The sequence below is a fragment of the Streptomyces sp. NPDC096132 genome, from assembly GCF_044763345.1.
GTDB lineage: Bacteria > Actinomycetota > Actinomycetes > Streptomycetales > Streptomycetaceae > Streptomyces.
Genome location: NZ_JBIWGA010000016.1, coordinates 1 through 13,017 on the forward strand (window position 1 = coordinate 1; position 13,017 = coordinate 13,017).

At 71.0% G+C, this 13,017-nt stretch carries 10 protein-coding genes; 5 read left to right on the forward strand and 5 right to left on the reverse strand.

The genetic code is table 11. From position 1 onward, the window contains the following. Positions 1-280: 280 nt before the first annotated feature. Together ACIRF9_RS32595 and ACIRF9_RS32600 are read left to right on the forward strand one after the other, a co-directional pair. A complete protein-coding gene (locus ACIRF9_RS32595; RefSeq protein ID WP_403829459.1) occupies positions 281-931 on the forward strand; it encodes a helix-turn-helix domain-containing protein in 651 nt (216 codons plus the stop codon). 32 nt (positions 932-963) lie between these two features. Next, positions 964-1,491: a toxin-antitoxin system, toxin component gene (locus ACIRF9_RS32600; protein WP_403829462.1), complete on the forward strand. Its 528-nt coding sequence runs from the start codon at positions 964-966 to the stop codon at positions 1,489-1,491. 16 nt (positions 1,492-1,507) lie between these two features. Here ACIRF9_RS32600 and ACIRF9_RS32605 read toward each other — a convergent pair whose 3' ends face one another. Continuing rightward, positions 1,508-2,536: an alpha/beta fold hydrolase gene (locus ACIRF9_RS32605; RefSeq protein WP_403829465.1), complete on the reverse strand. Its 1,029-nt coding sequence runs from the start codon at positions 2,534-2,536 to the stop codon at positions 1,508-1,510. 241 nt (positions 2,537-2,777) lie between these two features. On the opposite strand from ACIRF9_RS32605, the gene ACIRF9_RS32610 reads away from it, so the two are divergent. Next, positions 2,778-3,038: a hypothetical protein gene (locus ACIRF9_RS32610; RefSeq protein ID WP_403829468.1), complete on the forward strand. Its 261-nt coding sequence runs from the start codon at positions 2,778-2,780 to the stop codon at positions 3,036-3,038. Between the two features lie 205 nt (positions 3,039-3,243). Here ACIRF9_RS32610 and ACIRF9_RS32615 read toward each other — a convergent pair whose 3' ends face one another. Together ACIRF9_RS32615 and ACIRF9_RS32620 are read right to left on the reverse strand one after the other, a co-directional pair. Beyond that, entirely contained in the window at positions 3,244-3,933 is a 690-nt protein-coding gene (locus tag ACIRF9_RS32615; protein ID WP_403829470.1) for a 4'-phosphopantetheinyl transferase, read from the reverse strand. Beyond that, entirely contained in the window at positions 3,930-4,856 is a 927-nt protein-coding gene (locus ACIRF9_RS32620; protein WP_403829473.1) for a metallophosphoesterase family protein, read from the reverse strand. The genes ACIRF9_RS32615 and ACIRF9_RS32620 overlap by 4 nt, the downstream gene beginning before the upstream one ends. A gap of 323 nt (positions 4,857-5,179) precedes the next feature. Between ACIRF9_RS32620 and ACIRF9_RS32625 the strand changes: the two genes are divergently transcribed. Both ACIRF9_RS32625 and ACIRF9_RS32630 read left to right on the forward strand, forming a co-directional pair. Continuing rightward, positions 5,180-6,325 carry an ATP-grasp domain-containing protein gene (locus ACIRF9_RS32625; RefSeq protein ID WP_403829476.1) on the forward strand — a complete coding sequence of 382 codons (1,146 nt, stop codon included), beginning with the start codon at positions 5,180-5,182 and terminating at the stop codon, positions 6,323-6,325. A gap of 263 nt (positions 6,326-6,588) precedes the next feature. After that, a complete protein-coding gene (locus ACIRF9_RS32630; protein WP_403829938.1) occupies positions 6,589-8,226 on the forward strand; it encodes a carbohydrate binding domain-containing protein in 1,638 nt (545 codons plus the stop codon). 340 nt (positions 8,227-8,566) lie between these two features. On the opposite strand, the gene ACIRF9_RS32635 is transcribed toward ACIRF9_RS32630, so the two are convergent. Both ACIRF9_RS32635 and ACIRF9_RS32640 read right to left on the reverse strand, forming a co-directional pair. Next, entirely contained in the window at positions 8,567-9,817 is a 1,251-nt protein-coding gene (locus ACIRF9_RS32635) for an alpha-L-fucosidase (RefSeq protein ID WP_403829479.1), read from the reverse strand. 81 nt (positions 9,818-9,898) lie between these two features. Further along, on the reverse strand, positions 9,899-12,961 hold the full coding sequence (locus ACIRF9_RS32640; RefSeq protein ID WP_403829482.1) for an alpha-mannosidase: 3,063 nt from the start codon (positions 12,959-12,961) through the stop codon (positions 9,899-9,901). Positions 12,962-13,017: the final 56 nt, after the last annotated feature.

Sequence of the window (13,017 nt, forward strand, 5' to 3'; positions counted from 1 at the left end):
CGATCTCCCGCCGGATCGCCTGCAGTCCGGCGTCGTGCCCGTGGCGCTCCACGGCCGCCGCGAAACAGGCGAGCATCGGCAGGCACCAGCTGGACCGGAAAAGTGTCTCGAAAGGTATGTGACGTGGCAACTATCGTGGCATTCCGTGCTCTTGACGGCTGAAATTGGCCACAGTTGTGGCGAGACCTGGATGTGAGTTCGAAAGACGGGCTACTCTCCACGCAGTTCACGGCGTTCGCCTGCCGGTGAGAGGGACGTGAGAGACGTAGGAGACCTGTCGGTGTCGGATGGCTTCGAGGTTCCGGGCGCCACGGCGACGGTGCTGCTGTCGGCCGTCGTCGCCCGTGTCGCCCAGCTCGCCGACCGGCTCGGGGTGGCGCACGCCGAGGTGTTCGACACCGGGCGGCTGTCCGTCGCCTCCGGTGTCCCGGAGTACGTGGTCAAGGCCCTGCTGAGCGGCCGCCCGGCGGGCGAACCAGACGTCCAGACCCGGTTCCTGCAGCGTCTGGACCTGCTGCGCCGCACCCGGCTCAAGCCGAACGGCCGAAAGTACACCCAGCAGGAGATCGCCGACGGCGCCGGTATGTCGCGGCAGCAGGCGGGCGCCCTCATCAACGGCGACCGCCGCCCCACGATGGAGCACTGCGACGCGATCCAGCGGTTCTTCCGGGTCCACGCCGGCTTCCTCACGGCGGAGGACCCCGAGGCCCTCGCGGGCGCCCTCCAGCACACCGAGCAGGAGCTGCTGCAGAGGCTCGCCGCACGGGAGGCCGCCGCGGCCGCCGAGGACCCGCTGGAGCGGCTGCTGCAGGACCACGGCGTGCGCGGGATCGCCTGGCGGGCGGCACAGCTGCCCACCGACCAGCACCGGGACAAGGTCGCGGAGTGGCTGGACATGCTCCTGGAGAGCGTGAAGCGGCCCGAGTCGTGATCCGGGGGAGAACAGTGGGCATCGCCAGGGAAATGCGCCGCCTGAGCGGCGAACTCGTCTCCGAACTGACCCTGCCGGCCCCCGCCGCTCCGGCGGAGCTGTACTCCGCGCTGTGCGACGGGATGAGCAGACGCCGGGGCCGGCCCGTCCACTTCCGCACGGCGGCCTTCCCCACCGACACGGCGAGCGGGCTGTGGCTCGACATGGCCGACCAGGACCTCGTCGTCATCGAGGAACGCACCGCGCCCGACCACCAGTTGGTGATCCTCGGACACGAGCTGTGGCACATGAACGCGGGCCACTGCGGCCACCACGTCGAGGGCGCCTCGGTCGCGGCCCGTTTACTCCACGACGGGGCGGACCTCCAGGCGACGGTCCGCAGGGTCGCCGCACGCACCCGCTTCGACCTGTCCGACGAGAAGGAGGCCGAGAGCTTCGGCCTGCTCCTGGCCAGCAAGTGCCGTACATGGCTGGCGGGTTCCTCCCCGCGCGGCCGCGGCCGCGACCACCTGGCGGGCCGGATCGAGGCCTCGCTGGGCTATCTGGGACCGCAGAACTGACCTCTCCGTACGATCATCAGGTCGCGCTGCGCCGACTTGCCTCCCGCAGGTCCCGTACGGTCTCCTCGGGCAGACCCGGGTGCGCCGTCGGACGGCCCTCGCGCAGGAGTTCGCGCCAGTGGTCGCGGCTCCAGTCGGCCGGGGCCGTGGTGCGGGTGAACTCCTCGACCAGGGCGCGGAACCGGGCGGGGTCGCTGTGGAACGGGAAGTGTCCTGCGCCCTCGAAGATCTCCAGCCGGCTGCCCGGCATCGCCTCGTGCGCGCCGTGGGCGTGGCGGACCGGCACCACGCTGTCCCGGTCGCCCCACAGCAGCATGGTGGGCATCCCGGCGGTCAGATAGCAGCGGTCGAGCATGGTCACCACCTGCCCGCGCCAGTCGACGACCGCGCGCAGGGTGCGGATGAAGGCGTTGCGCGAGGTGTCGTCGGGCAGGGCATCGACGAGATGGAGCAAGTCGGGTGCGTCCTGGCCCAGATCGGTGTCCAGGAGCTTCATCAGCCTTATCGCCAGGCCGACTTGGAGACGCATGCCGGGCAACCGGAGTGCTGAGAGCGCGAGATGGGCGCCGGGGAGGGAGACGAGCCGCAGGGCGGGCGTGACCTCGCGGCCGACACCGCCGGCGCTGACGAGGATGAGCCGTTCGGTGCGCTCGGGGAACTGGTAGGCGAACTGCATCGCCACTCCCCCGCCGAGCGAGTGCCCGACCAGCGTCGCCGACTCGATGCCGAGCGTGGTCAGCAGATCGCGCAGCCCGTTGGCGTACGCGGCCACCGAGTAGTCGGCGCGGGGCTTGTCGGAGGCGCCGTGGCCGAGGAGGTCGGGGGCGATGACCGTATGGGTGCGGGCCAGGCCCGGGATCAGCTCGGACCAGGTGGCCGAGGAGTCGCCGATGCCGTGGATGAGCACCAGGGCGGGACCCTGGCCGGCCATCCGGAAAGCACGCCGGTAGCCGTGCACGACCCGGTACTGCAGGGTCGGCTCCGGGTCGCCCACCGGGCGCAGTCGCGCGGCGCGCGCCGGGCGACGCTTCGGGACGTCGATCACGCGCCCTCCTTGCGTGTCCTGTAGCCGTCGACAGTTGGCCGAAAGCGCTTCCTCCCAGCGTAGGGACCGTTTTCCCCGGGGGATTTCGGGGAGGTTTCGCCTCCGCTAAGCGGGCGAACCGGAAGGCGGCTGGACCGGATTGTCAGTGGTGGGCGGCAAGCTGGGAGGTGCGCCGTCGTGGGGCGGCGTACGCGCCGCCTCGGCGCGTGGGAGACGACGCCGACACGGGGAGAGCCGACCGATGCCCACTGCCGTACTGACCGACCGCGAGCGCACCGCCGTCCAGGCCTATCTGCGGCTCCTGCACACCGTACGGGCCGCCTTCGGCGAGGAGTTCGGCGGCACGTGCGGCGAGACCTCCGGCCCGCCGCACCACCGGCTGCCCCCGATGGTCCCGCCCGCCGTACTGGCCGAAGCGGAGCGGGCCCTGGCGGAGGCGGGACTCGCGGGCAACGAGGAGGAGTTCTTCAAACTGCTGCACAGTTGGTGCCCGGCGCCGTGAGCGGGTGGCGGGGGGGCCGGAGACGGCGAGGGGCCGCGGTCGCGGGGCCGGGGGCTGGAGCGCCGCGCCGGACGCTGGGGCGCGGGGCTGGTCGCAGGCAGCCGGCGACCGGCCGCTAGCGGCTGACGGCTGACGGCTGACGGCTGACGGCTGACGGCTGACGGCTGACGGCTGACGGGGATCATCGGGGCGGCCGTGGGCTGCCTCAGGTGTGGTGGACCGTGACCGCCGTGGCGACCAGGCCCTGACGGGCCGTCCAGGTGCCGTCGAAGTGTTCGAGCCGTTGGCCGCCGACCACCGGTCCGGGCACGAGGAGGCGGGCGCGGAAGGTACCGCGCGTCTGCCCGGCGGGGCCGGCCGAGACGTCGATGTCGGCCTCGCTGAAGTCCAGCCACTTACGGGTGAGGGGGAACCACGCCTTGTAGACGGACTCCTTCGCGCTGAACAGCAGCCGGTCCCAGTGCACCCCGGGCCGCTCCGCGCTCAGCCGGCCGAGCCGCTCCTCCTCGGCCGGCAGGGCGACGGCGGACAGGACACCCTGCGGCAGCGGCTCGTCGGGCTCGGCGTCGATGCCGAGGGAGGCCAGGTCGGCGGCGCGGACCAGAGCGGCGGCACAGTAGCCCTCGCAGTGGGTCATGCTGCCGGTCAGGCCGTCCGGCCACTGCGGGGCGCCGCGCTCGCCGGGCAGCACGGGCTGCGGGGGCACCCCGAGCTTCTCCATGGCGCGCCGCGCGCAGGAGCGTACGACGGTGAACTCGCGGCGCCGCTTGGCGACCGAACGGGCCACCAGCGCCTCCTCCTCGGGGTACAGCGGCGCGTCCTCGAACTCCCGGACGCCCTCCACCCCCAGGGCCTCGACGGCCACCACGGACTCCGGCAGCAGTTCCTCGATCACCCGGCCTCGCCCTCCGCCCGCGACGTCTCCCGCGCCGCCTCCCGCTGTTCCTCGCCCGTCTTCAGCACCGTCTCCGGCCCCGCCGGCAGGATGCGGCGCAGCCGGCCCGGGGGCTGCGGGCGCGGGCGCCACTCGCGCGGGTAGCCCACCGACACCTCCTCGAAGCGGACGCCCTCGTGCCAGGTGGTCCGGGGGATGTGCAGATGACCGTAGACCATGGTCGCGACGCGGAAGCGGCGGTGCCAGTCCGCGGTCAGCTCGGTGCCGCACCACATGGCGAACTCGGGGTGCCACAGCACGTCCATCGGGTGGCGGTGCAGCGGATAGTGGTTGACGGGGACGACGGGCAGATCGGCAGGGAGTTCGGCGAGTCTGCGTTCGGTCTCGGCGACCCGCGCCCGGCACCAGGCCTCGCGGCTCGGGTAGGGGTCGGGATGCAGCAGGTACTCGTCGTTGCAGACGATGCCGGTCCCCTCCGCGTACGCGAGCCCCTCCGCCTTGGTGGTGCAGCCGGCCGGCAGGAACGAGTAGTCGTACAACAGGAAGAGCGGCGCCACGGCCACCGGGCCGCCCGGGCCCTCCCACACCGGGTAGGGGTCCTCGGGAGTGATCACGCCCAGGTCGCGGCACAGGTCGACGAGGTGCTCGTAGCGGGCGACCCCCCGCAGGCCGACGGGGTCGGAGGGGTGGGTCCACAGTTCGTGGTTGCCGGGGGCCCAGACCACCTTGCGGAAGCGGCCGGCGAGGGTCTTCAGCGCCCAGCGGATGTCGGCCACGTTCTCCGAGACGTCCCCCGCGACCAGCAGCCAGTCCTCGTCCGTCTCCGGCGCCATGCGCTCGACCAGGGCGCGGTTCTCGGGATAGCCGATGTGCAGATCGCTGATGGCCAGCAGATGTCCGGCACCGCCGGCCGTCGACCTCACCTCGTGTCCCTCCGTTCACCGACCCACGAAGGTCACCACGACAGCACATTCATGGGCACGGGACAAGGCCACACTCGGTCGCCGAACGCGATCGTGCGGTTACCGGCGGGTCAGGTCATTACCCGAGCTCTCGACAATCAGGAACAAGATCAGAAAATCCGTAACACGCGCGTTGCACGCGGCACCCCCGGGAAGCCGTATGATCGCCCCAACACCACCGCCATGAACGCCCCTTCAGCAGGGCGGTTTGGTGACCCTCCATTCCCCCTGCCCGGGCACGGGCTTGCTTTGCCCTGCCCGCGAACCGTGAAAGGCGGCCTCGCATGGTCTCTCGCGTACGCGTCTGGCTCAACCGCACGTACGCGGAGAACGTGTTCTTCATGGATCAGCTGCGGCGAAATCCGAGCGATCGCGCGGTCGAGATCCATGCGACGCACGGCGACGCCGACTCTCCCGTGCTGGCCGCCGCCGACACCGCCGACCTGGAGCCGGAGGGCCTGTCCCCCGCCGCCTACGTCGAGTACGCCCTCGACCAGTGCCAGCGCCGCGGCATCGATGTCTTCGTGCCCCGCCTCCAGCAGGCCGCGATCGTGGCGCACCGCTCCGACTTCGAGGCGATCGGTACGGCCCTGCTGGCGCCGACGCCCGAGGCCGTGGCCGTGTTCGAGGACAAGGTGGTCGCCTACGAAGCGGTCCAGGCGATCGGCGTGCCCGTGCCGCCGTGGTACCGGGTGCGCAACGCCGAGGAACTCGTCCCCGCCGTAGAGGAGTTGGAGGAGGCCGGGTACAAGGCGTGCTTCAAGCCGGCGTCCGGCGCGGGCGGGGTGGGCTTCCGTGTGATCACACGCGCCCCCTTCTCGCTCATGCACCTCAGCGGCTTCCCCACGCCGTACGTGCAGCTGGATCTGGTGGTCGAGGCGCTGAAGCAGTCCGACGAGGGCGTGGACTGGCTGGTGATGCCGCGTCTGGAGCAGCCCGAGGTGTCGGTGGACTGCCTCACCGGCCCCGACAACATCGTCCGGATGGCGATCGGCCGCAGCAAGAACGGCCGCCGCCGGGGCTTCACGCTGCACGAGCAGTGGCTGGAGCCGGCCCGGCGCATCGCCGAGGGCTTCGGACTGCACTACCTGTCCAACATCCAGTTCCGGATGTTCGGCGACCAGCCGGTGCTGATGGACGTCAACACACGGCCGGCCGGCGGGCTGCACCAGCTGTCGCTCTGCGGGGTCAACGCGCCCTGGGCCGCTGTGCAGTTGGCGCTGGGTGAGGACCCGGGTGAGGTCGTGCCGCCGTTCCTGGGGCAGGACTACACGGTGGTGTCGGGGCCGCGTCAGCTCCGCTCGATCTCGCTGCCCCAGCAGCGGGCGGAAGAGACCACCGAGCCGTTGCTGCCGGCCGTTCCCGCGCAGGCCGACTCCGTCGAGGTGAACGCGCCTGCGGCGGCCGCGGCCGAAGTACTGCCGCTCTAGGCCGTACGCCGGGCGCGGGCCGACTGCGACTTGTCGCGCCCACGCGGCGGAGCCGCGTGTCCACACAGCCCCGCGCCCCTGAGAACAATCACCTCACCGGTATGGACCAATCTCGCCGTTCTCCTTGACAGGCGGATTGGTCCATACCAACTTTGTTGCGCACCCCCTTGCACAGCTCTGCACTCCCGAACACCCCACCTCTTCAGGGAGATCGCGTGCGCACGACATCCCGTAGACGCCCCTGGCGTCGAGTTCTCGCCCTGATGGGCTCCGCGGCACTCGCCCTCGCCGGAGCCATCGCCCTTCCCGGCACCGCCCAAGCGGCCAACGTCCTCACCAACCCCGGTTTCGAGTCCGGGGCGCTGTCGCCCTGGTCCTGCACCGGCAATCTCGGCTCGGTCGTCTCCTCGCCCGTGCACGGCGGCTCCAAAGCCCTTGCGGGGGCGGTGAGTTCGAGCGACAACGCCAAGTGCAGCCAGACCGTCTCCGTCCAGCCGAACACGGCGTACACGCTGAGCGGCTGGGTGCGGGGCAGTTACGTCTACCTCGGCGTCGACGGCGGCGCCTCCACCTGGACGTCGTCGCCGTCGGCGTACAGCCAGTTGTCGGTGTCCTTCACCACCGGGGCCTCGCAGACCAGCGCGACCATTTATGTGCACGGCTGGTACGCCCAGGGCACCTACTACGCCGACGACATCAGCCTGGACGGGCCCGGCGGGGGCGGCGGCTCGGACAGCCAGGCGCCCAGCGCACCGACCGGGCTGACGTCCACGGGCAAGACGTCCTCCAGCGTGTCGCTGTCCTGGACCGCCTCGACGGACAACGTCGGGGTCACCGCGTACGACATCTACAGCGGGTCCGCGCAGGTGCTCAGCGTCTCCGGGACCTCCGCCACGGTCAACGGGCTGTCCCCGAGCACGGGTTACACCTTCACGGTGCGGGCGCGCGACGCCGCCGGGAACGTCTCCGGCGCCTCCAACTCCGTGTCCGTGACGACGAACGCGGGCAGCGGCGGGACCTCGTTCAAGCAGGCCGCGCCCTATCTGTACGAGGGCTGGGGCGATCCGCCGAGCGTGTCCACGGTGATGAGCGCGACCGGCATCAAGTGGTTCACGATGGCGTTCATGCTGGACGGCGGCGGCTGCAACCCGATGTGGGACAGCACCCGTCCGCTCACCGGCGGGATCGACCAGACCGTCATCAACCAGGTCCGTTCGGCGGGCGGTGACATCGTGCCGTCGTTCGGCGGCTGGCAGGGCAGCAAGCTCGGCGCCAACTGCTCCTCCGCCAGTGCGCTCGCGGCCGCCCTGCAGAAGGTGATCGACGCCTACTCGCTGAAGGCGATCGACATGGACATCGAGAACACGGACGAGTTCGAGAACGAGGCCGTGCAGGCGCGGATCCTCACCGCGCTGAAGACCGTGAAGGCCAACAACCCCGGCCTGAAGACCATCGTCACCTTCGGGACCTCGACCACCGGACCGACGTACTACGGCAACCGGCTCATCGAGCAGGCCAAGTCGCTGAACGCCGACATCGACGTCTTCACCATCATGCCGTTCGACTTCGGCGGCGGCTCGGACATGTACGGCAACACCGTGAACGCCACCGAGGGGCTCAAGGCCAAGCTGAAGTCCACCTTCGGATGGGACGACGCGACCGCCTACGCCCACATCGGCATCTCCGGCATGAACGGACTGTCCGACCAGCAGGAGAACACCACCCCCGCGATCTGGACCCAGATCCGCGACTGGGCCAACTCCCACCACATCGCGCGCCTCGCCTACTGGTCCGTCAACCGCGACCGGCCGTGCCCGGGCGGGGGCGTGGTGAGCAACTGCTCCGGCATCAGCCAGAGCACCTGGCAGTTCACCTCCATCACGGCCGGCTTCACCGGCTGAGTCCCGCTCCCCCACCGCGGGCCGCTCCGACCCGTGCGGTCCCCCGGATCCAGGTCCGGGGGACTTTTTTTCGCGGGAGGTGTATCAGGGCCCCGGGTGCGCGCTCTTAACGATGTAACCGTGAGGGCCACCGGGGAACGACGGGGGACAACGGGGGTACGGGGGCCCCGGTGGGCCTGCGGCGCAGCACAGTGATCCACACAGTTCCATGGGGAAGCACCAACGGGGGCAACGGGGAAAGCCGGGGATCAATGGGGGATCCCCGGGCACGGGGGATCGGGTCGGTCGGCCGCTGTCACGGGGAGCGGCCGCCCGCTCGCCCCCGTTTTCCCGTGCCGGGTCAGAAGCGGCCCGACCCCCGGTACAGCTCCAGCTCGCCGTCCAGTTCCACCGCCAGCACCGTGGCGTACGGGTCGAGGTCGGCCTCGGCCGGCGGGTCGATCCACAGCACACCGACCGCCTCGTGCAGCCCGCCCACGACACGGTGGCCGAGTTCGGTACCGGTGCCCAGGACGGTGACCTTGCGGACCGGCGTCACCAGACCCCGTACGCCGATCTCCGCGCGCGGGATGTCGAACAGGGTGAGATACAGGGTGCGGCCGTCCGCGGAGAGCGTGCTCGGACCGTAGTGGTGCCCGGCCGGCAGCCCGCGCACCGTCCCGTACACGGCGTCGGCGTGCCGACGGATCCACTCCCCCAGCCCTTCGAGGCGCTCGACCTGGGGCTGCGGGATCGTGCCGTCCTCCATGGGACCGACGTCCAGCAGCAGGTTTCCGCCCCCGCCGATGGTCTCGGCGAAGTAGCGGACCAGCTGGGCCAGTGACTTGTGGTTGTGGTCGTGGTGCTGGTAGCCCCAGGAGTCGTTGATCGTCAGGCACAGCTCCCAGGGGCCGTCCGGCGGCACGATGGGGGCGCCCTGCTCGGGCGTGGCGTAGTCGCCCTCGCTGAGCATGCGCGCGTTGAAGACGACGTGCGGCGAGTACGACCGGATGAGCGCGGCCAGTCCGGGAATGCGCCACTGCTCCTCGCTGCGGTCCCACTCGCCGTCGAACCACATCAGGTCGGGCTCGTAACGGGACGCCAACTCGGTGATCTGGCCGTCCCGGTAGGCGATGAACCGCTCCCAGGCCTGAAGGTCCTCGTCCTCGGCCGAGCACTCGGAGTAGCGGTTGTCCTCCATCTCCGGCGGACGGCCCGGCTTGCGGGTGCTGGCGTAGTCGGGGTGGTTCCAGTCGGAGTGGGAGTAGTAGAAGCCGACCTTCAGGCCCTTCTCGCGCAGGGCGTCGGCGTAGCCGGTGAGGTAGTCGCGGCCGAGGTTGAGATCGCCGTACGCGGTGTCCCACAGGGCCACGCCGTCGTGGTGACGGGTCGTCAGTACGGCGTACTTGGCTCCCGCGCGGGCGAACAGGTCGGCCCAGGCACGCGGATCGTACTTCGCTCCGGTGAAACGGCCGAGCTGGGACATGTACCGGTCGTGCGGCACGATGTCGTCGTAGAACGACCAGGACTCCTGCACGCCGTCGACGGCGTAGATCCCCCAGTGGACGAAGATCCCCAACTTGGCGTCGGTGAACCAGGGTTGCATGGGCACGGATGAACTCCTCGGCAAAGAGGGTGACTTCGAAGGGGGGCGGGCACGGCAGGGCCGTGCCCGCCCGGAAGAGGTCCGGCCCTACCGGCCGCGACGCAGCCGGAGCGTCAGGACCTGGAAGGGGCGCAGGGTCACCTCGACCGCGCCGTCGGCGAACACGGCCGCCGCCGCGTCCTCCTCCCACGGCCGCTCCAGCAGGTCGGTGACCTGGGCGCCGGCCAGCGGGAAGCCGGTGCGCAGCACACCCCGGGCACGGCCGCCGCGGGACTCGTACAGCCGCACCACCACATCGCCCGAACGGTCGTCGGCGAGCTTGACCGCCTCGACGGTCACGCCCGCGCCCTCCACCGCCACGACCGGCTCCGCGGCACCCGCCGACTCCGCCACGCGCAGCGGCAGGTTGAGCGCGTAGCCCTCGGCGACGGCGTCCCCGATCGTGGCGCCCGGCAGCAGGGAGTAGGTGAAGCGGTGCCGGCCCTGGTCGGCCTCGGGGTCCGGGACGCGCGGGGCACGCACCAGGCTGAGGGCGACCGTGGTCGTCGTACCGCCGTCCTCGCGGACCGTACGGGAGACGTCGTGGCCGTACGTCGAGTCGTTGAGGACCGCGACGCCGTACCCGGGCTCGCCGATGTGCACCCAGCGGTGGCCGGAGACCTCGAAACGGGCCGACTCCCAGCTGGTGTTGGTGTGCGTGGGCCGCTGGACATGACCGAACTGGATCTCGGCGGAGGAGTGCGCGGCCCGCACGTCGACCGGGAAGGCCGCCTTGAGGATCTTCTCGGCCTCGTGCCAGTCGATGTCGGTCTCGATGTCGATACGGGGGCTGCCGGCCCGGACGGTGATCGTCTGGGTGAGGGTCGAGCCCTTGCCGAAGGAGCGGGTGACCCGGATCGCGCCGAGCAGCGGGTCGTCCTCGACGACGGTGACCGAGTCCGGGTCCAGCAGGTCCGTGAAGCGGTTCTTGTAGTGCTTGTCGATGTCCCAGGCGTCCCAGTAGTTGGGCAGGTCGGTGTGCAGACGGAGCAGGTTGCCCTGGCCGGCGAGGACCTCGCGGCCGGCCCGGATGTCGTATACAGAAGACAGTGTGCCGTCGTCCGCCACCTGTACACGGACCAGTCCGTTGTCCAGGACCCGGCCGTCGGAGACCGTCACCGGCTGCGGTGAACCCTCCGCGGTGGCGAGGGGCGCGCTGCCGCTCGCGGGCACCTCGACGTACGCCGGCGCACCCGCGGAGGTGCGGATCACCTCGGCGCGGTCGTACGGGCCGGTGTTGAACACCCGGGTGCCGCCCGCGCCGAGCGCCGCGACCGCCTCGGCCGTCAGCGCCTCCAGTTCCCCGGCCACGCGCGCGTACTCGGCCTCGGCCTCGCGGTGCACCCAGGCGATCGACGAGCCCGGCAGGATGTCGTGGAACTGGTGCAGCAGCACCGTCTTCCACAGCCGGTCCAGCTTCTCGTACGGGTAGGAGTAGCCCGGCGCGTGCAGCGCGGCCGTCGTCGCCCACAACTCGGCCTCGCGGAGCTTGTGTTCGCTGCGCCGGTTGCCCTGCTTGGTGCGGGCCTGCGAGGTGTAGGTGGCGCGGTGCAGCTCCAGGTAGAGCTCACCGACCCACACCGGCGCGTCCGGGTACTCCTCGCGGGCCTTGGCGAAGAAGGTGTCGGGGTGCTCGACGACGACCTTGGGCGAGCCCTCCAGGTCGGCGAGGCGACGGGCGCGCTCCATGATCTCGCGGGTGGGGCCGCCACCGCCGTCGCCCCAGCCGAACGGGGCGAGCGAGCGCGTTCCGGCGCCCTTCTCCGAGTAGTTGCGGACCGCGCGGTCCATCTCCTCGCCGCTGAAGCGGGCGTTGTAGGTGTCGACGGGCGGGAAGTGGGTGAAGATGCGGGTGCCGTCGATGCCCTCCCACCAGAAGGTGTGGTGGGGGAACTTGTTGGTCTGGTTCCAGGAGATCTTCTGGGTGAGGAACCAGTCGTTGGCGGCCAGCTTGGCGAGCTGCGGGTAGGCGGCGGTGTAGCCGAAGGAGTCCGGCAGCCAGACGCCCTTGGTCTCCACGCCGAAGTGCTCGATGAAGAACCGCTTGCCGTGGATGAGCTGGCGGGCGATGGCCTCGCCGCCGGGCAGGTTGCCGTCGGCCTCCACCCACATGCCGCCGACCGGCGCCCACTGGCCCTTCTTCACCGACTCCTGGATGCGGGCCCACACGTGCGGGTAGTTGTCACGCACCCACTCGTACTGCTGGGCCTGCGAACAGGCGAAGATGAACTCCTCGTACTCGTCGGCCAGCGACGTCACGTTGGAGAAGGTGCGGGACGTCTTGCGCTTGGTCTCGCGGATCGGCCACAGCCAGGCGGAGTCGATGTGCGCGTGGCCGACGCCGGAGATGGTGTGGGCGCTGGCGTGCGCGGGCCGGGCCAGGACGGGCGCGAGCACCTCGCGGACGGCCGCCGCGCTGCCGGAGATGTCGTCCAGGTCCAGGGCGTCCATGGCGCGGTCCAGGGTGTGCATGATCTCGTGGCGGCGCGGCTCGTGCTCGCCGAGGTGGACCATGAGCTCGCGCAGCACCTGGAGGTCCAGGTCGAGGTGCCAGACCTGCTCGTCGAGGACGGCGAGGTCGGCGCGGCGGAATGTATACAGTGGACGGTCGCCTGCGGTCAGTACATCGCCGAGCGGCGTCGGCGCCGCGAAGTCGTTCGCCAGGATGTCGGGGTTGGAGGCCGCCTCGACCAGGTAGTCGATCTGCTCGCCGCCCACGGCGGGGTTGCCGATCGGCACGTACTGGTTGAGCGGGTTGACCGCCTTGAGCGGCGTCCCGTCGGTGAGGTGGACCAGTGCCTCGGCCTGGTTGCCGGGCCAGTCGCCCACGAAGCCGAGGTCGATGACCGCCTCGACCCGCTTGCCCGCCCACTCGGCGGGGACCTGCCCGCTCATCCGGAACCAGGTCGTCCCCCACGGCGGGCCCCACGGGGTGTCCATCGCGAAGGGCTCGTAGGCGGCGGCCGCGGCCTCCTCGAACGGCACCGGCTCCCCCGGCGCCTGCCAGGCCTCGACCTCGAAGGGAACGGTGGCCGCGTAGATCGCGGGCTTGATGCGCTGGTTGTGGACGCGCTCGACGCGCTCCTCGATGCGGCGGCGTTCGTCGTGCATGGGGTGTCTCCAGGAAACCGGGAAGAAGGAACCGGGTGGGGAGAGCCGACAGGCTC